Genomic DNA, 22,807 nt, shown 5'->3' with positions numbered 1-22,807 from the left:
TTTAATTTGTCTCACACTATGGGGTCAGTTCCGAATCCCTTGTACTCGCGCTTTTTTCGTTGTTTATCGAGCATCACGCACTCGTACGCTGCTATCCCTGCGAATGCCGTCTCGCAGCATCCAAGCGTGCAAGAACCATTCAAACACACCCATCACGATGGTAATGGCAAGGATTTCGCTAAGGGACAACGTCCATTCCGCGTTGGCGGCAATCGCCCACAGGAGGATAAAGACGAGAAACGCATCCACCACGGTTGCAATCGCATTGTTCGTCCGTGGAAGGATGAAGTAGTCCCCGAATAAATACGCTAGAATAGACAACGCTAAAGCTGTCAACAGTGCTGAGATGAATGAAGCGTTGCTTAAGAGCATCACCATGACGATGACGATAATTCCATTGCCAAGTAGCTTGACGAGAAACTTGTCCAACATCTTTCACCTCCTTGTTTTACGCTTTAATTTTCTCCTAAGGGGAAAGTGGCTATACACTGAGTGAACGACAGCAATCCATAGCTAAGGAAAGCGAGATAACAACATGACTCAAACCACAAACTACGACTGTATGATCATTGGCGGCGGTATTGCAGGATTACAAGCCGCGATTCAGCTAGGTCGGTACTCGGTCCACAACGTACTCGTTATAGACACAGGTTACGGGAGATCTACGTTATGCCGGCAATATCATAATCTGCTGGGGTTTCCGGAAGGGATTTCCGGCGAAGAATTACGCGACCGGGGGAGAACACAGGCGACGTCTTATGGTGTGAAATTTGTGCAGGATACCGTAATCGAGGCAAAGAAACGGGAGGAGGGATTTCAGGTAAAAACATTAACCGGCCAAACGTATTCAGGTCGAACCTTGCTGCTCGCGACCGGTGTACTGGACCGTTTTCCCGATATCCCTGGTTTGGTTCCTACGCTTGGGCTAAGCGTCTACGTCTGCCCGGATTGTGACGGATACGAAATTGAAGGGCGTAATACGGTATTAATGGGGGCGGGGGACACCGGTGCCAAGATGGCACTCCTGCTCATCCAGCGGACCCGGGATTTAACTTATGTGAATCATGAACAGACACCTGTTGCCCCATCGCTCCTGAAACGGATGGAGGAACAGGGGATTCGCTACGAGGAAGCGGCCATCGCCGAAGTGAAGCAATCCGAAGGCTTCATCCGCAGTGTGAACTTACAGGATGGACGGAGCTTAGCAGCAGAACGGGGATTTATTGCGTTTGGCCGCAATGAAGTTCATTCCGGTTTAGCTGCTCAGTTGGGAGTGCGCATTGCCGAGAACCGTCATATCGAGACGAATCCACGGACGAAGCAGACGAACGTCCCTGGCGTGTGGGTGGCTGGGGATATAGGACTTCATGCGGAACAGGTTAGCGTGGCTATGGGGGAAGGCTCAATTGCCGCAATTTGGATTCATAAAGCACTAAGTCCGTGCTATAATCAGTTGAACGGAGGGGATGCAGAGGATGATTCTTGAAGTAGCTGAGCTGCATGTGAAGCCCGGAATGATCAATGATTTCGAAAGCCAATTCCGCAAGGCTTCCAAAATTATCAGCCGGGCGTCCGGTTATCTAGGACATGAGCTTCATAAGTGTGTAGAGACCGAAAATAAATATATTCTACTAGTGCGTTGGCAATCGATATCTGCCCATGAGGTAGGTTTCCGTCAATCTCCTGATTATGAGGAATGGAAAACGCTGCTTCATCCATTCTATGATCCCATGCCTACAGTGGAGCACTACGTTCAAATTAAACATGAAATGGACTAGGAGGGAAAGGGAATGGAAGAGATGATTTGGCGGCAGCTTGATTTTGTACGGTCCCAAACTTTGAAGCTGGTAAGAACGATACCGGAAGAGAAATTGACGATGATTCCAGCAGGTTTTCGCAATCATATGTTATGGAATTTGGGCCATCTCGCTTTGGTTTTGGATAAATACGCTTATTCCTTTACCGGGAGAACGCCAAAACTGCCGGCGATATATCAAGAACTGTTCGCCAACGGAACTGTACCGGCGGAATGGAGCTCTGAAAGTCCTGCACTGGATGAAATTCTGAAGGTGCTCGAGGATCAACCCCTGCAGGTAAAAGCAGAACTATCCGGCCGGCTTGAAGAAAAGATCGACCCGTACACGACCTCCTCTGGCTATCGGATTGAAACCGTCGGCCAGTTAATCAATTTTACAACGTATCATGAAGGCATGCATTTTAGTGTGCTTAAGCTGTACAACAAAATTGTGTAAGGACTGTGAGCATGTACATATGACGGAACATTTCGAATATACAATTGAAGACGCCACGCCGGAGGACTTGCCGGCGATCGTGGCGATTTACAATGAGACGATCGCTGGACGCATGGTTACCGCCGATTTGGAGCCGGTGACCGTTGAAGCCAGACGGAAATGGTTTGATGAGCATTCGCCTGATTTCCGGCCGCTATTGGTCATGAAATCTGAGGGAAAAGTCATCGCCTGGCTCAGCTTTCAGTCCTTTTACGGGCGACCGGCCTATAACGGAACAGCCGAAATCAGTATTTATATTACAGAAGCCTACCGTTCTCGCGGAATCGGAGGAATCTTGTTAAACCGAGCTTTTGCAGTTTGTCCTGAGATTGGGGTACATACACTGCTTGGATTCGTGTTTGGTCATAACGAGCCGAGCCTAAAGCTGCTTAGTAAGTTCGGCTTCGAACGTTGGGCGCATTTGCCCCGGGTAGCCAATTTGGATGGCGTAGAACGGGATCTCGTTATTTTGGGAAAACGGGTTGTTGAGGCTTAAAATGCTTTGGGGAATGGGGATCAAATCATTTGAACGAATGGGTTAAAGAAATCACGGACTGGTTCTTGGAGACGACGCAGTTGGGCGGATACTCGATCCTGCTGCTTACGATCCCGCTCGCAGTTGTACAGGGGCTTTTTGGATTTTTTCCATTTGCCACGATCGTGATGCTGCATCTCTCCCTGCTGGGGATCACGAACGGTTTATTCGCCAGCTGGATTGCTGGTACGGCGGCGGGGATGGTCGTTTATCTGATGTGCAGATACTTTTTCGCGGATTGGTTTCACCGTCGGTGGTTAGCTAAGCTGCAAAAATACGAAAAATGGCAAAAAGGGCTAGACCGCTATGGGGTATGGGCAGTAATCTTTCTCCGCACCATTCCGATTATGCCCAACAATCTCATTTCGTTTATGTCGGCGATTTCGAATCTAAAGCTCCATTCTTATGTCTGGTCTAACCTGGTTGGGAACCTGTCAAGTATCTGGCTGTTTGGGATCTTAAGCGCATCGATCGTGTTTCCGGGGGTAAATCTTCAGGACTTGATCTTCTCCTACGTCTTATTCTTGCTTGTGCTGGGCGTCATATTCGTGATTCGCAACCGAATCCTGTCCAAGAAGAAAGAAGGCATGAGATCTTAGCATGGATCGACCGCTTTCCGGGATAAGCTACAGTTAGAACAAGATTGGTTAGGGGGCGAGACGTTTGAATGCTCAGGAACAGGCTTTATCAGGAAGACCCGCGTCAGCACGACGGAAGCTGCTATTCAGCGCCGGGCTCAGCTGGATGTTTGATGCGATGGACGTCGGGATTATTTCGTTTATCGCTGCGGCTCTGGCTGTAGAATGGAGCTTAACGCCGCAGCAGACCGGCTTCTTTACCGCGATCAACTCCGTAGGGATGGCGTTTGGCGCAGCGATTGCCGGTTATATGGCGGACAAGTTTGGCCGCAAATCCATACTTCTATGGACGCTGTTGATTTTCTCGCTCGCCAGCGGTTTGTCGGCTGCCGCTACAAGTTTTGCGATCCTTTGCTTGCTTCGTTTTATTGCCGGCTTTGGGCTTGGCGGGGAGCTTCCGGTCGCTTCCACGCTGGTATCTGAATCGGTGTCGGTTCAGGAACGAGGAAGATCCGTCGTGCTGCTGGAGAGCTTCTGGGCTGCCGGTTGGATTGCTTCGGCGTTGATCTCGTATTTCATCATACCGGATTATGGATGGCAGGCCGCTTTTCTCATCGGTGCGATCCCCGCGTTATATGCGCTGTACTTGCGCCAATCCATCCAGGAGCCGGCCCGATTTAAACAGCAGACGAGACATCTACAAGAGCGGGGCCCTTCTTTCGGGGAGCGGTTTAAGTCCGTTTGGGATTCCCCGCACCGCCGTTCGACGGTGATGCTATGGATTTTGTGGTTTACCGTCGTCTTTTCGTATTATGGCATGTTTCTGTGGCTGCCTTCAGTGATGGTCCTGAAAGGCTTCAGCTTGGTCAAAAGCTTTGAATACGTGCTGATCATGACGTTGGCGCAATTACCGGGATATTTTACGGCCGCCTATTTCATCGAGAAGTTTGGGCGTAAGTTTGTGTTGGTATTGTATTTGCTGCTCACTGCAGCCAGCGCCGCCTGGTTTGGTAATGCATCCAGCGAAGGTATGCTGATTGCCGCCGGGATCTGCTTGTCCTTCTTCAATCTGGGGGCATGGGGCGGCATGTATGCGTATACCCCGGAACTATACCCGACGCGGGTGCGTTCTACCGGAGTTGGCTTGGCCGCTTCCTTTGGACGGGTCGGCGGCATTATCGCTCCGTATTTAGTCGGCATGCTGGTTGCCCGGCACGTCGCCATCGGAGGAATCTTCTGGATGTTCTTCGTGACAATTCTAATTGGGGCACTGGCCGTGTTTTGGTTGGGGACCGAGACGCGGGGGAAGGAGTTGGCGGATTAAAAAAACAGCAAAATTGCTGCAAAGTGCAACAATTTTGCTGTTCATCCGTTTAATTTAGAAGTTGTCCAAAGAATCGCCCGGCTTCAAGGCATGACCTGTAATGCCGATCCGTGCGAGATCTGCGACAAATTGTTCGCCGTCCTGGGCAATGGCATCGAACGTATTGTAGTGCACAGGGACAACGTGCTTGGCGCCAATCCATTCAGCTGCGGTTAGAGCATCCTCCGGTCCCATGGTAAAATGATCGCCAATCGGCAGGAATGCGAGATCGACCGGGCCGCGAGAGCCAACCAATTTCATATCGCTGAATAAGGCGGTATCTCCGGCATGATAAAGGATTGTTCCGTCAAGATCTAGCAGGATTCCAGCGGCCACGCCAAGATATACATTTACGCCGTTATGATTAACGGACGAGCTGTGCAGCGCAGGCACCCATTTTAATTTACCAAACGGGAACGTACGTGAGCCGCCAAGGTTCATGCCGACCGTTTGCAGTCCGGTGCCAGCAAAATAATCCGCCAGCTCGACTATGGCGAGAATCGGCGCATTGTTTCGCCGGGCGATGCTTTCCGCATCTGCGATATGATCGGAATGACCATGAGTCAGAAGCACATAATTGACTTGAATGTCATCGGCTGAGACAGCTGCCGAAGGATTTCCGGTGAGGAATGGATCAATGATCAACCGATGCTTTCCTGTGTCTATCAGGATGCAGGAATGTCCCAAATAAGTCACTTTCATAGAATCACCTCTTATGGAAAAATATCCTTACTTGTATATTATAGCTGCCTTAGACAAGCAAGTCACATCTTGCGGGAAGGTGCAGCATAAACGCAAGGAAATCCCATATGATGGTGATTGAACAATTCATCCTTATCGGAGAGCTGGCAGCGAATGAGGGCTAATCCGGCAAGGAGCTTGCGCTAAAAAAGGAGGAGATTGATGTGAAAATTGAAGTGTGGTCGGACTTTGGCTGTCCGTTTTGTTATATTGGCAAGCGTCGCCTCGAAAGGGCATTAGAATCTTTTAGTCATCGAGATGAGATCGAACTCGTATACCGCAGCTTTGAACTGGATCCAGGGGCACCTAAGGATACAGAGTCGAGCATTCATGAACTGTTAGCGGTCAAATACGGCCTCAGCCTGGAGCAGGCGCAGGAATCTAACCGCAATGTTGCACAGCAGGCTCAAACGGAAGGGTTGACGTATAACTTTGATACGATCATTCCTACGAATACGTTTGATGCTCATCGCTTAGCGCATTATGCTGGGGAACAGGGCAAGGCGAAGGAGATGACGGAGCGGTTGTTCCGGGCTTATTTTACGGATTCGCTGCATATCGGGGACTGGGACACATTGATTCGTTTGGCGGAAGAGGTGGGCTTGGATGGTGCCGCCGTTAGGGAAGTATTGGAGCAGAATACGTTTGCCGATGCTGTTCGCGAGGATGAGAATGAAGCAAGAAGACTTGGGATTCGCGGTGTACCGTTCTTTGTGCTGCGCGGGAAGTATGCAGTGTCAGGGGCACAACCGTTGGAAATTTTCCAAGGAGCATTGTTACGGGCTTGGGAAGATCTGTCTTAATTGATCGATTTAGAGTCATTGGCAAACCAAAAAACGCTGATCCCGAAGGATCAGCGTCTCACTCTGCGGACAAAATTAAAAATAAATGTTGTATAAAATAATGAACTGTGGTAAAATGACGGATAGCCAATCACAAAACACTCACGCAATAATCTCCTCAATAATAGCATAAAATCAATCATTTGTCAAATGGATTTACGGCTTTAGAGATATAGAAGTGGTTTTCGCATTTAATTTTTAGGGTGGGGGTCTGGAAGATGACAGAGGACTTGAAGAATAATGAATTGGATTACACCGACGATCTGACGTTACCGCCAGGAATTAAAATCGATGACCCGGTCAGAATGTATCTGAAGGAAATCGGGCGCGTGCCTCTGTTGTCCGCAGAGGAGGAAATCGAGCTTGCGCAGCGCATCGAGAACGGGGATGAGGAAGCGAAGCGCAGATTGGCTGAAGCGAATCTCAGATTGGTGGTCAGCATTGCCCGTCGTTATGTTGGGCGCGGGATGGTATTCCTGGACCTGATTCAAGAGGGCAACATGGGCTTGATCAAAGCGGTGGAGAAGTTCGATTATTCGAAAGGATTCAAGTTCAGTACTTACGCCACCTGGTGGATTCGTCAAGCGATTACCCGTGCGATTGCAGACCAAGCCCGGACGATCCGAATTCCGGTGCATATGGTGGAAACCATTAATAAATTGATCCGTGTCTCCCGGCAGCTGCTTCAGGAGATCGGACGCGAGCCGACTCCGGAGGAGATTGCGAAGGAGATGGATCTAACGCCGGATAAGGTGCGAGAGATCATGAAGATTGCTCAGGAGCCGGTCTCGTTGGAAACGCCAATCGGCGAAGAGAACGATTCGAATCTCGGCGACTTCATCGAAGATCACGATGCTCCGGCTCCGGCAGAAGCTGCAGCTTATGAGTTGTTAAAGGAGCAGCTGGAAGAAGTATTGGATACACTGACAGAGCGTGAGGAAAATGTCCTTCGCCTGCGTTTCGGGATGGATGACGGCCGGACGCGGACGTTGGAAGAGGTTGGCAAGGAGTTTGGGGTAACGCGCGAACGGATTCGTCAGATTGAAGCCAAAGCGCTGCGCAAACTTCGGCATCCAAGCCGCAGCAAGCGGCTGAAAGATTTTATGGAATAACATCGTAAGCTCCCTAAGGATACCCTTAGGGAGCTTTTTTTGCTGTAGCACGCCGACGGAGTGGTCGAGGAGATGCCGTAATCGGTCGAAGGGATTTGACTAGTTTTGCCGGTAATGGCCGAATGCATATAAATTTATTGCTCTTCCCCCGTTGGGCTCGCAGCAGTCGCCCCGACGCAGGCTTCGCTACCCTCGTGCCAAACACCTGCATAAACCATTCAATGGGATAGGAGATAGACAACATTCCGTTTTCCGATCCCGCAAAGTTGACTGCAGCGGCAAGATTGCCTTTGCTCGTCAGCCACACGGAGCCGGAATCGCCTTCCAGGGAGACGGGGCGCTTGCCGCGGATTACGCTTTGGTTCTTGAAGGTAATCGTCCCCAAATTGCCGTAATCCCCGTAGTCGACCTGAACATCGGTATGGATCGATTCCACCGTACCTGTCACCACACCGGTCGTCCGTCCTACCTTCTTGAGACGATCGCCAACTTTATAGGAGCGCACATGCCCGGGGACGATGCCAAAGACGGCATAGGCTGGTTTCAGCAAAGAGCGTCGCAAAGGTTTGGCGGTGGCCGCGTCTAAATAATTCGCCCGTTTGCGGCTCAGCTTAACGAAACGGTCCAGCTGACCGATGCGGTCCTTGGCAACGGTACCTCCATCGGCGCCTCCCGGCTGCACCGTGGCTGAGAAACGCCGGGTATTATTATTAACGAGAACGTGGTTGTTACTAAGGATTAGACGTTCACATCCGGAAGCATCGCTGACGATCAAACCAGCTGTGCCGGAGGAGTCCGAAGTGCCCACGCTGTAGCCGGCCACGACCGGGCGAATTCGGCGAGTGAACCTGATGCTGGGATCGTTACCGGAACGTTTACAGAACCTGGGGGAACGAACGATTCGAAACGGCACGCCAGCCCGAGGTTTGAGATAACGAGGTAATGCTGTGGTGCGGGGGGACTTGTTTTTTTTGGCAGCAGCGGCTTTGGACAGAGTATCGGCATATACAATAATGGCTGCGCCTCGTTTTGGGTGTTTGGGGTCCCGCAAACCGACACCTACACCATGAACTCCGTTCAACCTGAGCATCTTCCCGGCAATGCGTTGTTTCAGCAAATAAGCTCTACGAAAACTGGCCAATTGGAATCACCTTTTCTCGCAAGTTTGCGGATTTGCTGCATTATATGCCGGAGCCGAGACGCTTGATCGTTATACGGGCTGATGCCTTTGGAATGAGCGGTATCGCTAGTATGAGGCAAGCCAGCTGCCGAACCAAGCGAAAGTCACACCGAGTAAAGCCGAGGTGAGCACATACACGATAGCTTTTTGTTTTTGCCCCTTGTTGATGAGGGTGATTGTTTCATATCCAAAAGTGGAGAATGTTGTGTAGGCCCCACAAAATCCCGTGCCTATCATCAACCAACTCCAGTCAGGGATGGCCTGCCGTGTGTGGAGTCCGGCTAGGATGCCAAGCAGGAGGCTGCCGCTGAGATTGATCACCCAGGTTCCCCAAGGGAATTGCGAACCGCGAGAGGTGGTTTGGGTAGAGATCCATTGGCCTAAATAGTAACGAAGCAATGTGCCGAGAATGCCGCCAAGTCCTACGATACCGATCATGCGGAATCACCAGCCCTAGGAGCTTGTTGCTTTTGACCTAAGCGGACTCCAATCCAAGCCATGAGAAGACCGCCGAGTAAGCTGACGAACAGATAGGCTAGTGCCGCGACCAGCTGCCCGGTATGTACCGCATCAACGGTCTGGACCGTAAAGGTGGAGAACGTCGTAAATGCACCGGCAAATCCTGTGCCAGCCCCGATGCGTAGACTGGGATGGATTTTGCGCAAAGCTGCGACGGTAAACAACCAGCCGAGAAATAGGCAACCGGCCCAGTTGATGAGCAGGATCGATAGTGGGAAAGCTCCGATATTTGGAATCCAAAGGGACAGACCATAACGGAGCAGAGTACCGAGGAAGCCCCCAACAATCAATGCAAGGATATTCAATATGCTCGACCTCCTGAAAAATAGACAGACTCCTACCAGAGAATCTGGTAGGAGTCATCAGCTCCAAATGAGCGGTTCAGGCGAACTCCATCGCCTTATTGCGTTATCATTGGCAATATTTTATGCCATGAGGCGACAGCTCGTCAATATGGATTACGTGATAATCGTAATCGTAGGCGCCGATATCGTTGGCGGGGTCGTGATCGTGGAAACGACGTTGCTGAAGCTGCCCACTTCAATCATAACGGGAATCCCCGGGGTCAAGTCCACGGTGTCGAGCACGAGGCTGGCCGTGGTCAGCGTGGATAACGAAGCTTGTTGAAGTACGCCGTTAATGTAAACGTTGAGATAATCAGTGGTGGTGAGCTCAGGCAGATCCGTAATCGGTGCGTCGGCATCGTCAACGAAGCTGTCGGCGGGAATGGTCGTTTCAGTAGCACCGATCATGTCGGCTGTTAACGTGGCGAAGTAACGGGAGACCGTTGGTGTAATTACAGTAGTAACTTCACCCCCAGAGGCGACTGGAGCGGATGCTACTGCCGTAAATACGGGTTTTATTACAGGCATCTAACATTACCTCCTCATCTTTGATGGTATCGAAGGTGTCCGATATATCATATATAATGATGCAACTTCGTTAAGTGATAGGGCAGACAGCCCCCGTTGAATATGGATTTTTGGAACGACGTGAAGCCATTTGCCCAAGCATCCAAGGCGGGTTATTCATAGGATAGGGAAGTAAGGCTTGAAGAACCATCTGGCCAGGGGGAAGCGGTGCATGGGAGCGGTAAAAGCTGCTTGCAAAAAGACAAAGCGTATGAACAAACGGTGGCAACAAGTGCATAAGGTGAAGCACTGCTCGGCAAGCTCGCGTCGTCGACGCCGGAAACGGACCGTGTCTTCACTGCGGGATCGTTATCTGCAAGCAGTGAGTCTGATGCGGGAATACCGTCGTGCATTGTGGCAGTATGAGCGGTGGATACGTGAGAGAGAAGAGGGAGACCCGGCCGATATAAGGGGAGTTCCCGGGCCGGCGGGGCCGCAGGGCATGCCAGGGAGCGGAGGGCCGATGGGGCCGCCGGGACCCCAAGGTGAGTCAGGAGCAGTCGGGCCAATGGGACCGCCAGGACCGCCTGCAGTCGAAATTCTCGTAACCCCAGCCGTATTCCGTTACTTTTATGCGGCCCCTGCTGATATGACCGGGACCGTTCACATCCCTGCCAATCAATTTACGGATGACGCAGGGAATACGCCTGTAGTTTTTGCCGGGATTGGTGACGGGGCGTACACCAATTTATTTATCAACGGCATGCCGCAGGAAGGCCGATTGTTTGTACTGGAGCCGGAGTCTTTGACGTTGGTGCTGGGGCAGGATATGATAGGGGCAGGCACGCCGATTATTGTGGAAAACGTGCGAATCACCGCCAAAGCTACATCCTAAACTAGGAAAACGAAGCAAGATGAAGATTGATCGTCGTGGCAGGGCACCAGGCCTTGTCACGTTCTGTTTGAGAGAATAGGAGGATTTGCATGAAGATTAATGGCATTAATCATTTCTGTTTCTCCGTATCTGATTTGGATCGATCCATGGCGTTTTATGAGCAGGTCTTTGGCGCCAGTCCCCTGGTGAAAGGGCGCAAACTCGCCTACTTCGACTTGAACGGGCTGTGGATCGCCTTAAATCAGGAAGACCTTCCGAGGGACAGGCAGCACCGTACATATACGCATATCGCTTTTTCGATCGATGAGGGGGATTTCGAGGCTTTTCAGAATCGGCTTCGGGAATTCAACGTCGAAGTACTGCCGGGGCGTGAAAGAGATGCGCGCGACCAAAAGTCAATTTATTTTCTGGACCCGGACGGCCATATGTTCGAATTCCACACTGGGACTTTGCAAGACCGACTGGATTACTATAAAGTGGACAAAGATCATATGATCTTTTACTAACCGCCATTCATTGATAGAATAAGACAGTAACTAAAATTTAAACGAAGTAGGTCACCATGAAAAAATTTAAAAAGTTCTATATCGAAACGACCAGCATCTGCAACCTGGCTTGCAGCTTCTGTCCGCCTACCCATCGCCAGGCGCAGTTTATCAAGGTGGAGGATTTTCGCAAAATTCTGGACGACATCAAGCCGCATACGGACTATATTTATTTCCATGTTAAAGGCGAGCCGCTGCTGCACCCCAAGATCGATCAGTTGCTCGACATCAGTCACGAAAAAGGGTTTAAGGTCAACATCACTACGAACGGCACGCTGCTCCCCAAAGTGCGGCATAAGCTGCTTGGCAAGCCGGCGCTGCGGCAGATGAATTTTTCGCTGCACAGCTTTGATGGACATGAAGGTTCAACTGACCGGGAGGGGTATTTGCGAAACGTATTGTCCTTCGTGCGAGAGGCGGTAGCCGCGTCCGATTTGATCGTTTCGTTCCGGCTGTGGAATTTGACGCAGGATAATGAGACGAACCTGCAACGGATGCGGAACCGGGAGACGCTTGCCATCATTGAGGAGGAATTCAACCTAGATTACCGGATTGAGGAGAAGGTCACACCGGGAAGCGGGGTTAAATTAGCCGAGCGGATCTACTTGAACCAAGATTACGAATTTGATTGGCCGGACTTGCGCGCTCCGGAGGACGATGGCAAAGGCTTCTGCCATGCGCTGCGCAACCAAGCTGGAATTCTCGTGGACGGCACGGTCATTCCTTGCTGTCTGGATGGGGAAGGGATCATTAATCTTGGGAATGTGTACAAGACGCCGTTTTCAGAGATTGTGGAAGGAGAGCGGGCGAACCGTCTATACGAAGGCTTCTCCCGGCGCGAGGCCGTAGAGGAGCTGTGCCGGAAGTGCGGGTATCGCAAGCGGTTTGGCGGAGGGGCGTAAGGCACTAATCAAAAGAAAGAAGGGGCCGAGATTCGGCTCCTTCTTTGTTTGTTAGATCGATTGCTATTGCTCACCAGCTGGGATTCAGCTTGGCTGGATCGATTTTGGGCACCAAGCCTTCGGCTGCTGCCCGGTCCAGTAACCCTCGGATGGCCGCATAGCCGTCCTCGCCTAAATCCGCTGTATATTGGTTCACATACAGTCCGATATGTGCTTTCTGCACCTCGGGCGACATTTCCTGCGCATGGCTCATCACATACTCCGCCGAAGCGTCTGGATGCGCCCAAGCATATTCCACAGATTCCCGTGTCCAGCGGGCTATCGAGGCTAGATCCAGCGACCGGCGAGCGATGATGGCGCCGAGGGGAATTGGCAAGCCCGTGTCAGATTCCCACCAGTTACCCAAGTCTTGAAGCAGATGAAGTCCATAATTTTGATAAGTAAAACGCGCTTCATGAATCACCAAGCCTGCATCCAGTTCGCCGCGTTGAACGGCCGGCATGATCTCGTCAAACGGCATGACGACGATCTCGCCGACACCGCCGGGCACATGCTTTGCCGCCCAGAGCCGAAACAGCAGGTAAGCGGTGGAACGTTCGCTTGGCACCGCTACGCGGCGGCCCGACAGGTCGGAAGGCGAGGATGCCTTCGCCGTTAATACAAGCGGTCCGCAGCCTCGGCCCAGCGCTCCGCCGCACGGGAGCAGTGCGTATTCGTCCAGCACCCAAGGGAGCGCGGCGTAGGAAATTTTCAGCACCTCAGGTCCGGTGCCGGAAGCCGCCCAACCGTTCGTAATATCAATATCCGCATAGGAGACATCCAGCTCCGGAGCGCCCGGGATTAAGCCGTGAACCCACGCGTGGAACACAAAAGTATCGTTAGGACAAGGCGAAAAAGCGATTTTCATGATTGCAACACCTCCGGTAGTTTAGCGCAAGCTTGCTCTAAAGCCTGCAGAGCATCGCTGATTTTCCAAAGTTCCCGTTGCCTTGGACCTACAGCGTTCGAGATGGCGCGCAGTTCCAGCACGGGAACGCCGAACTGGCGGGCGGCTTCAGCCACGCCAAAGCCTTCCATCGCTTCGGCGCCGGCGCCGGGATAACGCTGGGCAAGCCGTTGTGCCGTTTCCGTCGTCCCGGTGACGGTGGATAACGTCAGGATCGGGCCGTGGTGGACCGGCAGCCCGGCCTCCCGCAGCGCCGCTGCCCAGCGAGCCGCCAGCTCGTCCGCTACGGCGATCCGCGGCGAGCCGAAGCCCAGCTCGTCCACGCCGGCGAAGCCGTCCGGCGTCTCCGCACCGAGGTCGGCGGCGATGATTTCGCTCGCAACGACCAGCGAGCCCACGCCGGCGACCTCGGCGAATCCGCCGCCAATGCCGGCGCTGAGGACGAGGCTGTACGGGCCGTCGGCAATTTGGCCAGCACGTGCCAGCGCGGTAGCTGTCGCTGCAGCCGCTGATGCCGGACCAACACCAGCCAGCTGCACATCAGCGCCTTCATAGCCATCGAGTCCGCGCAGGACGGCTTGCTGTTCGGCTTCCACCGCCGTCATGATCAGAATTTTGGAATGTGAACGATTTAGCATCGATAAGAACAACTCCTTAGTCCGTGGACAAATTCACTCTTCAAATTATAAAACGCTGCTGCAGGAAAACCAAGTCAGGTGATGCGTCATCACCAAACCCGACTGTACCAAGAAGTGAGAAGAGCACTGAACTAAGCAAAAAGACCCGTCTCCGCCAATCGCGAAAACGGGTCTGCAACACATGTCCGTTTTAGGCTCTTTGGTATTGAACCGGGCGCTCTAAGGTTGTGTTTAGAGCTTTAGCAGCATCATATGCCCAATATGGGTGGCGCAGCAGCTCGCGGCCTAAGAACACAAGATCAGCCCGCCCGTTGCAAAGTATTTCTTCCGCATGGGAGGGATCGGTGATCATACCAACTGCACCGGTGGCGATATCCGCTTGGCGGCGGATTTGATCTGCCAGGTTCACTTGATATCCTGGGTACGCGTGAATTTGTGCCGGAACCAACCCACCGGAGGTGCAATCAATCAAATCCACGCCCTGTGCTTTCATTCGGCGGGCATAATCGATATATTGTTCCAGCGAATTGCCTTGCGGATCGTATTCATTCGCCGAGATCCGGACGAACAGCGGGCCGGACCAAACCGAATTGACCGCCTCGATCACTTCGCTTAGCATCCGGTAACGATTATCCGCGTTTCCACCGTATTCATCTTCCCGATGGTTGGTTACTGGCGATAGGAATTCGTTCAGCAAAAAACCATGGGCCCCCTGGATCTCAATGACGTCAAAACCAGCTTCCTTCGCGCGGCGTGCTCCTTCGCGGAAGCCTTCCACAACTCTCCGAATATCCTCAGCATCAGCGGCTTTTGGTGTTTTTTGGCCGGGAAAAGGAATCGCCGACGGAGCGATGATCGTTTCCTCGAGATCCGCTTTCCGTCCGGCGTGGGCAAGTTGAATTCCGATTTTGGCACCGTTGCGATGCACAAGGTCAACTAGCTCCTTCAACCCGGAGACATGCTCATCGCTCCAGATGCCCAGATCCCGATATGTTATCCGTCCTTCAGGTAGGACGGCTGTAGCTTCCACAATGATCAATCCAACGCCACCAACGGCGCGGGATGTGTAGTGAACTCGGTGCCAATCCTCGACTTTTCCGTCTTGATTGTGGGAAGAATATTGGCACATAGGGGTCATGACGATCCGGTTTTTAAGCGAAACCTGTTTGATCGTATAAGGGGAAAACAGGTTGGCACTCATCTAGATCACTCCTTCTCTTACTATGAGCGTTTTGCAGTAATCTGAGGCCTTGAGCCGTAAGGATTTTCGGACATAAAAAAGGGACTTCACCCCAACTTGGAGAAGTTTTCAAGTGACCAAACCCAAAAACCTCAAGGATGGAGGAAGTCACTTTGTATATTCTCCAAGAATGTCTGTTTTCCTTCGAAGAACTTTTAAAAATTCAACCCAAGGAGAGATTGCCGATCTTCTTCAGTTCTCTCGATCTGAGACCGTATGCCAAGGAACTGAGAAGCCGTTCACCCCGAGGCGCTGAGGGATACTGCAGACAAGGTATTCTACGAGCACTCTTGGCTGCGCCGCTTGAAGGAATAAGTACCTTTTCAGGGTTGCATAAGCGTTTGGATACGGATCTCCGGTTTCGTTATCAGTGTGGTCTTCCGCTGGATCGAGAAGCTCCTTCCATATCCACATTAAGCCGAGTTTTCTCAGAACTGACGAGAAAGGACTTGGCAAAACGGCTTTTTGAGGATTTGGTCACACGCTGTCAGCAGGAAGGTATCATAGAAGGCAGTAACGTCGCCATAGACAGCGCCGCTCTCCGCGCTTACGAGAAAAAGCAGCCCAAACGCAAAAGCGAGCAAACGGGTAATGCGAACTGGGGCGCAAAAATTGATTCCTTCGGCAATAAAATCACATGGTTTGGTTACAAAATTCATCTGGCGGTCGATACGAAAAGTGAATTGCCGATCGCCTTGGAAGTAACGCCGGCGCATGTCAATGATGGAGAAATGGCGCCGGGCCTGATCGAGAAAACAGCGTCCAGGACGAGCACACGATTTTTCATACTCGATGCGGGCTACGACCAAATGAAAGTTTATGAGGCCGCCCGCAACGTCAAGGCACAAGCCATCATTCCCCTTAATCTTCGGGGGGAGAAGGAACCGCCTGCTGGCATGACCTCGAACGGAACACCGTGCTGTTCCATGGGTTATGCGATGACATACTGGGGAGTTGACGGCGATATGCATAAATTTCGCTGCCCGCATGCCACGGGTAAAGTCGACTGTCCGCTTGGCATGGCTGCCTGCTCGTCTTCAAACTATGGAATGGTCGTCAAAGTAAATGCGAAGGATGATCTCCGGCGATACAGCATCCCTCATCGGGATACAAAGCGTTGGAAGGAACTTTACAATGAACGAACCAGCGTAGAACGCTGCAACTCCCGATTGAAAACCTATTTGACGGCAGACGCCGCACATGTCCGGGGCATTCAGAAAGTCACAACTCACCAGTATTTGAATGCCATTGTTCTGCTTGCATCTGCGCTCGCCGTTTCTCATCATTCAAAACGGGCTGCCGCTTAAAAAACGAGCTGTTCTAAAATTCTGCAAGTCTGCCCTTTTCTTCATCCATATAATACCATTTTCGAAAATTACCCCTTAACGACAGTGAATATGCTATCGCTTCTTCTCTGAAACGGAATTATGCAAAACACTCACTATAAGTAAGTTAATAATAAAAAATAAGTCAATAACAATAATAGTCAATCGGACGATAACTTGCAAGTACGCATTAAAAATGAACTCATCCCGATGTTGAAGTGAGATCCTCTCCACTCTATTTGGTGTAACCGGAGCGATGATTCCTGCCCGAATGGAAAAAGACCCGTCTTCGCCAATCGCGAAAACGGGCCTGCAGCACGGGTCGTATTAAGCTCTTTGGTATTGAACCGGGCGATCTAGCGTTATATTTAAGGCTTTAGCCGCCTCGTACGCCCAATAAGGGTTGCGCAGCAATTCACGGCCTAACAGCACCAGATCTGCCCGGCCGTTACCGAGAATTTCCTCCGCATGGGAGGGCTCCGTGATCAAGCCAACCGCACCCGTGGCCACCTCAGCTTGACGGCGGATTTGTTCCGCCAGGTTCACTTGATAGCCCGGAAACGCTTGAATTTGTGCCGGGACCAATCCGCCAGAGCTGCAATCAATCAAATCCACGCCCTGCGCTTTCATTCGGCGGGCATAATCGATATATTGTTCCAGCGAATTACCTTGCGGATCGTATTCATTCGCCGAGACCCGAACAAACAGCGGACCGGACCAAACCGAATTGACCGCCTCGATCACTTCGCCCAGCAACCGGTAACGGTTATCGGCGTTTCCGCCGTACTCATCTTCCCGATGGTTGGTCACCGGCGAAAGGAATTCATTCAGCAAATACCCATGGGCTGCATGGATCTCAATCACGTCAAAACCGGCTTCCTTCGCGCGACGTGCCCCATCTCGGAAGCCTTCTACAATCCTGCGAATATCCCCGGATTCAGCAGCTTTTGGCGTTTTTTTGTCTGGAAACGGAATCGCCGACGGAGCGATGATCGTTTCCTCAAGCTCCGCTTTCCGCCCAGCATGGGCGAGCTGAATCCCGATTTTCGCACCATTGCGGTGCACTAGATCAACCAGTTCCTTTAACCCGGATACATGTTCATCGCTCCAGATGCCAAGATCTCGATACGAAATCCGTCCTTCCGGCAGAACGGCTGTCGCTTCAATAATGATCAAGCCAACGCCGCCGACGGCACGGGATGCGTAGTGAACTCGGTGCCAATCCTGGATTTTTCCGTCCTGATCGTGGGCAGAATATTGACACATGGGAGCCATGACGATCCGGTTTTTGAACGTAACCTGTTTGATCGTATATGGGCTAAATAGTTGGGCGTTCATCTCGACCACTCCTCCTTTTGGATTGGGGGTTAATAGAATAAACCTATGTCATTTCCATGTTAGACAATCGGATTATAACTTACAAGTACGTACTAAATTGTTCTATAGTATAGTTTTTGATACTGTTATCCGATCCATACTTCTTGACCCTGAAGCAGGAATCGGTTAAGATAGCTAACGAATTGTTCCCTAGGGTTCCGCGGCGGATCTGCCGACCGGACTGGTCCAAGAGGGAACGCGCGGCGCTTCATAGGCCGTGGACACGGAGGGACAAAAGCCCGGGAGATATCGCAAGATGATATCTTTCGGGTTTTATTTTTTGTATAAAGGAGAGGGGCATACGCATGAAACGCGATTGGGGCTTGGTCGGCGTTGCTGGCTTATTTGAGATCGGTTGGGTCATCGGCCTGAAGCATGCCGGGGATGCGCTCAGCTGGGTAGGGACGGCAATCTGTATCGGGATGAGCATGTATTTGTTGATCTTATCCGGACGACGGCTTCCGATTGGCACGGTCTATGCCGTATTTACGGGGATCGGTACGGCAGGGACGGTGATTGCGGAGATGGCGTTGTTTGGGGAACCGTTTCGTTGGGCCAAGCTGCTGCTCATTTTGCTGTTAATGGTTGGTGTCATCGGCTTGAAGCTGGTGACCGATGGGGAGAAGCAGACGGAAGGAGGAGCGTAACCGATGGATTGGATTCTGCTGGTGCTCGCTGGATTTGGCGAGGTGTTGGGCGTGATTGGGATCAACAAAATCAACACCCGTAAGAGCCTAGGGGCGTATGCCTGGATGGCCGGCGGTTTTTTGCTTAGCTTCCTGTTTCTGACCTTGGCGATGCGAACCATTTCCATGGGGACGGCCTATGCGGTATGGACAGGTATCGGTACGGCGGGAAGTGCTATCGCGGGGATGCTGCTTTATGGTGAATCTCGCGAGTGGCGGCGATTGCTGTTTATTGCCTTTATTTTAGGGGCTGCAATGGGGTTAAAGCTCATCAGCGAGTAGGTGGAACTAGCTTCAGGATCGGTTGGATTGATGTCGATTGGGATATATTAAGGAAGGTTCCATTGACATCAATCCAGGCAGAAACGGAGTGAAACTGAAGGAATGGGCGATTTCTGGCACGCCGTCAAAAAGAGACGAAGCATTTATGCCATCGGGAAGGACATTCCCATTACTGAAGAGCGGGTAAAGGAGATTGTAAGCAACGCGGTACTTTACTCGCCATCTTCATTTAACTCGCAAAGTGCCAGAGTGGTCGTATTGTTTAATGCGCAGCACGAGAAGCTTTGGGACATTACCAAGGAAACATTGCGCAAAATAGTTCCGGCGGACAACTTTGGCCCAACGGAAGAGAAGATGGCTTCCTTCCGGAGCGGCCGCGGTACCGTATTGTTCTTTGAGGACCAGACGGTGATTGAAGGGCTGCAAAAGCAATTTGCCTTATACGCTGAGAACTTCCCGGTGTGGTCAGAGCAATCCAACGGCATGCTGCAATATGTTGTTTGGACAGCCTTGTCGGATGAAGGCGTCGGCGCGTCGCTCCAGCATTACAACCCTTTAATCGATGAGGAAGTGCGGAAGGAATGGGGCGTACCGGAAAGCTGGAGGCTGACTGCACAAATGCCGTTTGGCAAGATCGAGGCTCCGGCAGGCGACAAAGAGTTTGCGCCGATTGACAACCGAATGAAGGTGTTCAATTAATCCAAAAAAGCGTTTGGCTCAAAGGCCAGACGCTTTTTTCTTAGGCAATTCATCCTGCTGAGGAAGCAGAGGTCAACCAGATGTCTTTAAAGTCCATCCAGCCAAGATTGTTGATCGCAACACCGCGAATGGAAGGGTGGACATACGTGTTCAACATGCTGTGCACCAGAAAAGTGACCTGCGCTTCATCTTGCAGGCGATATTCGATTTGCTGCAGCAACACCCGCCGTTTCTCAGGACTTCTGGACGCAAAAACTTCATCCACCATGCTGAACACCCAACGGCTTAATTCCGGCGGCATATGCAAACGGATGTAGCTATCTTCCTGCAAGAAGCTTTCCAACTCGCACACTTCATCCTCAGCGAAGACGAGGCATAAGAGGACGGCATCGGCTTCAAGGGCAGCCGTTCTTGCCATATCGCCTTTTTCATAATTCACAATCTCAACCGGAATTCCGATCGTTTCGCATTGGACTTTAATCCATTCAGCTTCCTCTCGATCGAGATAATGGGCTGCCAAGCGGATCGGCTCACCATTATAACCATGCGCCTCCAGCAGTTGTCTTGCGGCGGCCGGATCGTGCCGATGAACCCCCAGCATGGTGTCTTCGGTTGGCTGAAAGCTGCGTGCCGGATAACCGGATTTGCCCGTAGCTTGGATCAGCCCGGGGCGGTCAATCGCCAGGTTAATCGCCTGCCGAAACGCCAGCGATTGTTGCGGCCCCAGTCGGTTGCGATTCCAAGAAATTAGGCTGCAGCCCCGTCTTAAGGTCTGGATTCGATTCCAATCGTCCCCGGCTTTGGTGGGAACCCGTGAATCGTTGACGATCAGCTGCTCCCATCTCAACTTGGAGGAATTCGGAATATCGTCAGGCAGAAAGACCAGGGTGACGCCGTCCAAATAAGGCCGTCCGAGGAAATATCCCGCATGGACCTCAAGCTCCATCCGGTTCAAGCTCCAATGCGTGAGTCGGAACGGGCCGGTACCGCTTGGAAACTGCCAAAACGCCGTCTCGTCCTTACTGAGTAAATCGGCAGGTAGGATCGAAGCGCACGAGGAGCAAAACAGGCGAGGGAGCAGCCAGTTCGGTTGATGCAGCCGAAACAGAACCGTTCGCGTATCCAAGGATTCGATCTGATCAATGCTGGATACCAGCCAGCGGTTGGTTGAGACTTCCCTCAGCCGAGAAAAGGTGAAAACGACGTCCTCGGAGGTGAGCTCTTTTCCATGATGAAAACGCACACCTTTGCGCAAATGGAACGTCCACACCGTCCCAGTCTCATCATGATCCCAGTGATGGGCGATCATGCCGGTCACTTGACCGATCGTCTGGTCGTATTGCACCAGCCGATCGAAGATTTGCCGAACGAGGTGGGAATCCAAGTCGTAAATCAGCTTGGCCGGATCCAGCGTAAACGGAGCTTTATATACCGGCAGTCGAAAGATGTCACGGCAGCTTTGGCCTGCGGCGAGCTGTCGTTCCGCGCCGAACTGGTCATTTAGCCACTGAATAAACCGCTCTCGCGCATGGATATCGCCTTCGTGCTGATGAAGGAATTCGAAGGCCAAGCGGTATTCCCCTTTTTCCGCCAGCCTTTGGGCCAGATCGATCAAGAAATTTTCCCGATTCACCCGAAACACGAGACGGGAGCGGTGCCCGCGACCTCGACCCGGCGACCAGTCGATTAGACCTTCCTCCTGCAGCTTACGAATGACCAGCTTAGCGTTCCGCTCCGTACAGTGAAACAACTTCGTTAAATCCTCCAGCGCGACCTCAACTTCGCGAGGCTCTGCCGAATCGCCGATTCCCTCCGCATAATGATTCAGCAACGCTAAATAACGTTCTGCGGTTAACACGACCATACACACCTCCATACCCCCCCGTCCTCCTTGCAAACGGCAAAAGGGGAAATGACTTTGAAATAGTATACTCTTTTTCTTCCTGCTTTTGAAGAAGATAATGGAAATAACAAAAGGGTCGGTCATGGCCACCCTGGAAGCAAGGAGGTTATCCCATGAATTATCTAGATTTTTATGTAAGAGAGCGGGAGATTAAAGAGTTCCATCAGTCGTTGAGAAGACCGGGCACCCCATACAGCTTGGAGGGGATGACCCAACCCAAGCAACTGGTCAAGAAGCGGAAACAAGCGAGCGGCATGGGAAAGGTGCTGCGCTCGATCTTGAATATGTTTTATTGATATCTGACAAGGAAAATGCCTGCATCATGAGATGCGGGCATTTGGTTTATCAAGAAGTCCGTTCAGCGAGAACTTCTTTGAATTGCTCGGTTAGCAGCGGAACGATTTCGAATAGATCGCCGACGATGCCATAGTCAGCTACCTTGAAAATCGGTGCTTCCGGGTCTTTGTTAATGGCAATGATCACTCGCGACTGGCTCATGCCAGCCAGATGCTGAATTGCACCGCTGATCCCGCAGGCGATGTAAATCTCTGGTGTGACGACCTTCCCCGTTTGGCCGATTTGCAGCGCATAGTCGCAGTAGCCGGCATCACATGCGCCACGTGAAGCACCGACAGCGCCGCCGAGGGTGTCTGCGAGTTCCTCCAGCACTTTAAAGCCGTCGGCGCTTTTCACGCCGCGTCCTCCGGATACGACGATCTTCGCTTCGGTGAGATCGACCTTGCCGGATACCTTGCGCACCACATCCTTGAGGATCGTGTGCAGCGTTGCAGGCGCAGTAAACTCCAGCGGTACGAGCGTCCCTGGGGCAGCGGCAGGGGCTGCAGGGGAGAAGTTGTTGGGCCGAATGGTCACGATACCCGTGCCGTCTGTCAGTTCTTTTTGCTCGAAGGCTTTCCCGGCATAAAGGGGACGCGTGAACACGGCCCTATCGCCGTCCTTGGTGAGAGAGGTCACATCAGAAATTTGCCCGCAATTTAGCTGGGCCGCCAATTGAGGTGAGAGATCGCGGCCGATGGCGGTATGACCAAGCAGGATCAGTCTCGGTTCTTCCGGCAGTACAGCTAGGGCTTGCAGCACTGCTTCAAAGGCCAACTCCGGCTGATAGGCATGGAGTTCGGCATGATCCAGGATGAGCACTTGGCCCTCCACATGGCGGCTCAGCTCGGCAGCAGCATCATCCAGCTGATGACCCAGCAGTACCGCTGTAAGACGGTCGCTTTCGCCACGCAGCGTGTTTGCAACGTGAAGCGCTTCCAAAGAGACTTGACGAAGTTTACCATCCTTCGTTTCGACGATCACCACGTACGTTTTGCTCATGATTAACGCCTCCTTCGGG

The 22,807-nt window shown here is 51.9% G+C and carries 27 protein-coding genes, 1 pseudogene and 2 riboswitches; of the genes and pseudogenes, 16 read left to right on the top strand and 12 right to left on the bottom strand.

Annotation, left to right across the window (positions count from 1 at the left end; all coding sequences use genetic code 11):
• Positions 1-63: 63 nt before the first annotated feature.
• Positions 64-432, bottom strand: a complete 369-nt coding sequence (locus C812_RS08655; RefSeq protein WP_016312291.1) for a DUF2512 family protein — start codon at positions 430-432, stop codon at positions 64-66.
• Between the two features lie 103 nt (positions 433-535).
• On the opposite strand from C812_RS08655, the gene C812_RS08650 reads away from it, so the two are divergent.
• The 6 genes from C812_RS08650 to C812_RS08625 all read left to right on the top strand — a co-directional run bounded on the left by C812_RS08650 (position 536) and on the right by C812_RS08625 (position 4,728).
• A complete protein-coding gene (locus C812_RS08650) occupies positions 536-1,486 on the top strand; it encodes an NAD(P)/FAD-dependent oxidoreductase (protein WP_016312290.1) in 951 nt (316 codons plus the stop codon).
• A complete protein-coding gene (locus C812_RS08645) occupies positions 1,476-1,778 on the top strand; it encodes an antibiotic biosynthesis monooxygenase family protein (RefSeq protein ID WP_016312289.1) in 303 nt (100 codons plus the stop codon). The genes C812_RS08650 and C812_RS08645 overlap by 11 nt, the downstream gene beginning before the upstream one ends.
• 12 nt (positions 1,779-1,790) lie before the next feature.
• Entirely contained in the window at positions 1,791-2,252 is a 462-nt protein-coding gene (locus C812_RS08640) for a DinB family protein (RefSeq protein ID WP_016312288.1), read from the top strand.
• A 19-nt stretch (positions 2,253-2,271) separates the two neighbouring features.
• Complete coding sequence (locus tag C812_RS08635; protein ID WP_016312287.1) at positions 2,272-2,787, top strand: GNAT family N-acetyltransferase; 516 nt, start codon at positions 2,272-2,274, stop codon at positions 2,785-2,787.
• Between the two features lie 29 nt (positions 2,788-2,816).
• Positions 2,817-3,425, top strand: coding sequence for a TVP38/TMEM64 family protein (locus C812_RS08630; RefSeq protein WP_016312286.1), 609 nt, complete (start codon positions 2,817-2,819; stop codon positions 3,423-3,425).
• A gap of 64 nt (positions 3,426-3,489) precedes the next feature.
• Complete coding sequence (locus C812_RS08625) at positions 3,490-4,728, top strand: MFS transporter (protein WP_016312285.1); 1,239 nt, start codon at positions 3,490-3,492, stop codon at positions 4,726-4,728.
• Positions 4,729-4,782: 54 nt separating this feature from the next.
• Here C812_RS08625 and C812_RS08620 read toward each other — a convergent pair whose 3' ends face one another.
• The gene (locus tag C812_RS08620) at positions 4,783-5,469 is read right to left on the bottom strand and encodes a metal-dependent hydrolase (RefSeq protein WP_016312284.1); all 687 of its coding nucleotides are present in this window, start codon (positions 5,467-5,469) and stop codon (positions 4,783-4,785) included.
• Between the two features lie 203 nt (positions 5,470-5,672).
• Here C812_RS08620 and C812_RS08615 point away from each other — a divergent pair, with 203 nt between their 5' ends.
• Together C812_RS08615 and rpoD are read left to right on the top strand one after the other, a co-directional pair.
• Positions 5,673-6,311, top strand: a complete 639-nt coding sequence (locus tag C812_RS08615) for a DsbA family oxidoreductase (protein WP_016312283.1) — start codon at positions 5,673-5,675, stop codon at positions 6,309-6,311.
• A 263-nt stretch (positions 6,312-6,574) separates the two neighbouring features.
• Positions 6,575-7,462, top strand: a pseudogene (gene rpoD, locus C812_RS08610) (RNA polymerase sigma factor RpoD); the annotation flags it as partial.
• A gap of 25 nt (positions 7,463-7,487) precedes the next feature.
• Here the strand turns inward: rpoD and C812_RS08605 are convergent.
• The 4 genes from C812_RS08605 to C812_RS08590 form a co-directional block, all read right to left on the bottom strand.
• Positions 7,488-8,603 carry a chymotrypsin family serine protease gene (locus C812_RS08605; RefSeq protein ID WP_016312281.1) on the bottom strand — a complete coding sequence of 372 codons (1,116 nt, stop codon included), beginning with the start codon at positions 8,601-8,603 and terminating at the stop codon, positions 7,488-7,490.
• A gap of 105 nt (positions 8,604-8,708) precedes the next feature.
• Positions 8,709-9,080, bottom strand: coding sequence for a fluoride efflux transporter CrcB (gene crcB, locus C812_RS08600; RefSeq protein ID WP_016312280.1), 372 nt, complete (start codon positions 9,078-9,080; stop codon positions 8,709-8,711).
• Positions 9,077-9,466, bottom strand: coding sequence for a fluoride efflux transporter CrcB (crcB, locus tag C812_RS08595; RefSeq protein WP_016312279.1), 390 nt, complete (start codon positions 9,464-9,466; stop codon positions 9,077-9,079). Before crcB (C812_RS08595) ends, crcB (C812_RS08600) begins: the two co-directional genes overlap by 4 nt.
• Before the next feature lie 41 nt (positions 9,467-9,507).
• A riboswitch (Fluoride riboswitch) is annotated at positions 9,508-9,570 on the bottom strand.
• Between the two features lie 49 nt (positions 9,571-9,619).
• Positions 9,620-10,033, bottom strand: a complete 414-nt coding sequence (locus tag C812_RS08590; RefSeq protein ID WP_016312278.1) for a DUF4183 domain-containing protein — start codon at positions 10,031-10,033, stop codon at positions 9,620-9,622.
• A 250-nt stretch (positions 10,034-10,283) separates the two neighbouring features.
• Here C812_RS08590 and C812_RS22235 point away from each other — a divergent pair, with 250 nt between their 5' ends.
• The 3 genes from C812_RS22235 (at position 10,284) to C812_RS08575 (ending at position 12,354) form a co-directional block, all read left to right on the top strand.
• Positions 10,284-10,907, top strand: coding sequence for a DUF4183 domain-containing protein (locus C812_RS22235; protein WP_167669306.1), 624 nt, complete (start codon positions 10,284-10,286; stop codon positions 10,905-10,907).
• 89 nt (positions 10,908-10,996) lie between these two features.
• On the top strand, positions 10,997-11,413 hold the full coding sequence (fosB, locus tag C812_RS08580) for a metallothiol transferase FosB (RefSeq protein ID WP_016312276.1): 417 nt from the start codon (positions 10,997-10,999) through the stop codon (positions 11,411-11,413).
• 56 nt (positions 11,414-11,469) lie between these two features.
• Positions 11,470-12,354: a radical SAM/SPASM domain-containing protein gene (locus tag C812_RS08575; RefSeq protein ID WP_016312275.1), complete on the top strand. Its 885-nt coding sequence runs from the start codon at positions 11,470-11,472 to the stop codon at positions 12,352-12,354.
• A 70-nt stretch (positions 12,355-12,424) separates the two neighbouring features.
• Here C812_RS08575 and C812_RS08570 read toward each other — a convergent pair whose 3' ends face one another.
• From C812_RS08570 to namA (C812_RS08560), 3 genes are all read right to left on the bottom strand, one after another.
• A complete protein-coding gene (locus C812_RS08570; RefSeq protein WP_016312274.1) occupies positions 12,425-13,261 on the bottom strand; it encodes a 1,4-dihydroxy-6-naphtoate synthase in 837 nt (278 codons plus the stop codon).
• A complete protein-coding gene (locus C812_RS08565; RefSeq protein ID WP_016312273.1) occupies positions 13,258-13,938 on the bottom strand; it encodes a futalosine hydrolase in 681 nt (226 codons plus the stop codon). Before C812_RS08565 ends, C812_RS08570 begins: the two co-directional genes overlap by 4 nt.
• A gap of 190 nt (positions 13,939-14,128) precedes the next feature.
• Positions 14,129-15,139 (bottom strand): NADPH dehydrogenase NamA, encoded by a 1,011-nt coding sequence (namA, locus tag C812_RS08560; RefSeq protein ID WP_016312272.1) that lies wholly within the window; start codon positions 15,137-15,139, stop codon positions 14,129-14,131.
• A 152-nt stretch (positions 15,140-15,291) separates the two neighbouring features.
• On the opposite strand from namA (C812_RS08560), the gene C812_RS08555 reads away from it, so the two are divergent.
• Positions 15,292-16,485, top strand: a complete 1,194-nt coding sequence (locus C812_RS08555; RefSeq protein WP_016311143.1) for a transposase — start codon at positions 15,292-15,294, stop codon at positions 16,483-16,485.
• A 345-nt stretch (positions 16,486-16,830) separates the two neighbouring features.
• Here the strand turns inward: C812_RS08555 and namA (C812_RS08550) are convergent, their stop codons facing one another.
• Complete coding sequence (gene namA / locus C812_RS08550; RefSeq protein WP_016312271.1) at positions 16,831-17,841, bottom strand: NADPH dehydrogenase NamA; 1,011 nt, start codon at positions 17,839-17,841, stop codon at positions 16,831-16,833.
• A 178-nt stretch (positions 17,842-18,019) separates the two neighbouring features.
• Positions 18,020-18,128, top strand: a riboswitch (guanidine-I (ykkC/yxkD leader).
• A 57-nt stretch (positions 18,129-18,185) separates the two neighbouring features.
• Here namA (C812_RS08550) and C812_RS08545 point away from each other — a divergent pair.
• From C812_RS08545 to C812_RS08535, 3 genes are all read left to right on the top strand, one after another.
• Positions 18,186-18,527 carry a DMT family transporter gene (locus C812_RS08545; protein WP_016312270.1) on the top strand — a complete coding sequence of 114 codons (342 nt, stop codon included), beginning with the start codon at positions 18,186-18,188 and terminating at the stop codon, positions 18,525-18,527.
• A 3-nt stretch (positions 18,528-18,530) separates the two neighbouring features.
• Complete coding sequence (locus tag C812_RS08540; protein ID WP_016312269.1) at positions 18,531-18,848, top strand: DMT family transporter; 318 nt, start codon at positions 18,531-18,533, stop codon at positions 18,846-18,848.
• 102 nt (positions 18,849-18,950) lie between these two features.
• Positions 18,951-19,547 carry a nitroreductase family protein gene (locus C812_RS08535; protein ID WP_016312268.1) on the top strand — a complete coding sequence of 199 codons (597 nt, stop codon included), beginning with the start codon at positions 18,951-18,953 and terminating at the stop codon, positions 19,545-19,547.
• A gap of 49 nt (positions 19,548-19,596) precedes the next feature.
• Here C812_RS08535 and C812_RS08530 read toward each other — a convergent pair whose 3' ends face one another.
• On the bottom strand, positions 19,597-21,423 hold the full coding sequence (locus C812_RS08530) for an ABC transporter substrate-binding protein (RefSeq protein WP_016312267.1): 1,827 nt from the start codon (positions 21,421-21,423) through the stop codon (positions 19,597-19,599).
• Between the two features lie 140 nt (positions 21,424-21,563).
• Between C812_RS08530 and C812_RS08525 the strand changes: the two genes are divergently transcribed.
• Positions 21,564-21,746, top strand: coding sequence for a hypothetical protein (locus C812_RS08525; protein WP_016312266.1), 183 nt, complete (start codon positions 21,564-21,566; stop codon positions 21,744-21,746).
• A 49-nt stretch (positions 21,747-21,795) separates the two neighbouring features.
• Here the strand turns inward: C812_RS08525 and C812_RS08520 are convergent, their stop codons facing one another.
• Positions 21,796-22,788, bottom strand: a complete 993-nt coding sequence (locus C812_RS08520; RefSeq protein WP_016312265.1) for an electron transfer flavoprotein subunit alpha/FixB family protein — start codon at positions 22,786-22,788, stop codon at positions 21,796-21,798.
• Positions 22,789-22,807: the final 19 nt, after the last annotated feature.

The sequence above is a fragment of the Paenibacillus barengoltzii G22 genome, assembly GCF_000403375.2.
GTDB classification, from domain to species: domain Bacteria; phylum Bacillota; class Bacilli; order Paenibacillales; family Paenibacillaceae; genus Fontibacillus; species Fontibacillus barengoltzii.
The sequence above is the reverse complement of the archived record's forward strand: the minus strand, read 5'-3'. Positions and strand labels throughout refer to the sequence as shown.

Bases quoted from the DNA above. Each gene is read 5' to 3' on its own strand.
- C812_RS08655 (WP_016312291.1), bottom strand. From the start codon at position 432: ATGTTGGACAAGTTTCTCGTCAAGCTACTTGGCAATGGAATTATCGTC.
- C812_RS08650 (WP_016312290.1), top strand. From the start codon at position 536: ATGACTCAAACCACAAACTACGACTGTATGATCATTGGCGGCGGTATT.
- C812_RS08645 (WP_016312289.1), top strand. From the start codon at position 1,476: ATGATTCTTGAAGTAGCTGAGCTGCATGTGAAGCCCGGAATGATCAAT.
- C812_RS08640 (WP_016312288.1), top strand. From the start codon at position 1,791: ATGGAAGAGATGATTTGGCGGCAGCTTGATTTTGTACGGTCCCAAACT.
- C812_RS08635 (WP_016312287.1), top strand. From the start codon at position 2,272: ATGACGGAACATTTCGAATATACAATTGAAGACGCCACGCCGGAGGAC.
- C812_RS08620 (WP_016312284.1), bottom strand. From the start codon at position 5,469: ATGAAAGTGACTTATTTGGGACATTCCTGCATCCTGATAGACACAGGA.
- crcB (WP_016312280.1), bottom strand. From the start codon at position 9,080: ATGATCGGTATCGTAGGACTTGGCGGCATTCTCGGCACATTGCTTCGT.
- C812_RS08590 (WP_016312278.1), bottom strand. From the start codon at position 10,033: ATGCCTGTAATAAAACCCGTATTTACGGCAGTAGCATCCGCTCCAGTC.
- C812_RS22235 (WP_167669306.1), top strand. From the start codon at position 10,284: ATGAACAAACGGTGGCAACAAGTGCATAAGGTGAAGCACTGCTCGGCA.
- fosB (WP_016312276.1), top strand. From the start codon at position 10,997: ATGAAGATTAATGGCATTAATCATTTCTGTTTCTCCGTATCTGATTTG.
- C812_RS08575 (WP_016312275.1), top strand. From the start codon at position 11,470: ATGAAAAAATTTAAAAAGTTCTATATCGAAACGACCAGCATCTGCAAC.
- C812_RS08570 (WP_016312274.1), bottom strand. From the start codon at position 13,261: ATGAAAATCGCTTTTTCGCCTTGTCCTAACGATACTTTTGTGTTCCAC.
- C812_RS08565 (WP_016312273.1), bottom strand. From the start codon at position 13,938: ATGCTAAATCGTTCACATTCCAAAATTCTGATCATGACGGCGGTGGAA.
- namA (WP_016312272.1), bottom strand. From the start codon at position 15,139: ATGAGTGCCAACCTGTTTTCCCCTTATACGATCAAACAGGTTTCGCTT.
- namA (WP_016312271.1), bottom strand. From the start codon at position 17,841: ATGAACGCCCAACTATTTAGCCCATATACGATCAAACAGGTTACGTTC.
- C812_RS08545 (WP_016312270.1), top strand. From the start codon at position 18,186: ATGAAACGCGATTGGGGCTTGGTCGGCGTTGCTGGCTTATTTGAGATC.
- C812_RS08540 (WP_016312269.1), top strand. From the start codon at position 18,531: ATGGATTGGATTCTGCTGGTGCTCGCTGGATTTGGCGAGGTGTTGGGC.
- C812_RS08535 (WP_016312268.1), top strand. From the start codon at position 18,951: ATGGGCGATTTCTGGCACGCCGTCAAAAAGAGACGAAGCATTTATGCC.
- C812_RS08530 (WP_016312267.1), bottom strand. From the start codon at position 21,423: ATGGAGGTGTGTATGGTCGTGTTAACCGCAGAACGTTATTTAGCGTTG.
- C812_RS08525 (WP_016312266.1), top strand. From the start codon at position 21,564: ATGAATTATCTAGATTTTTATGTAAGAGAGCGGGAGATTAAAGAGTTC.
- C812_RS08520 (WP_016312265.1), bottom strand. From the start codon at position 22,788: ATGAGCAAAACGTACGTGGTGATCGTCGAAACGAAGGATGGTAAACTT.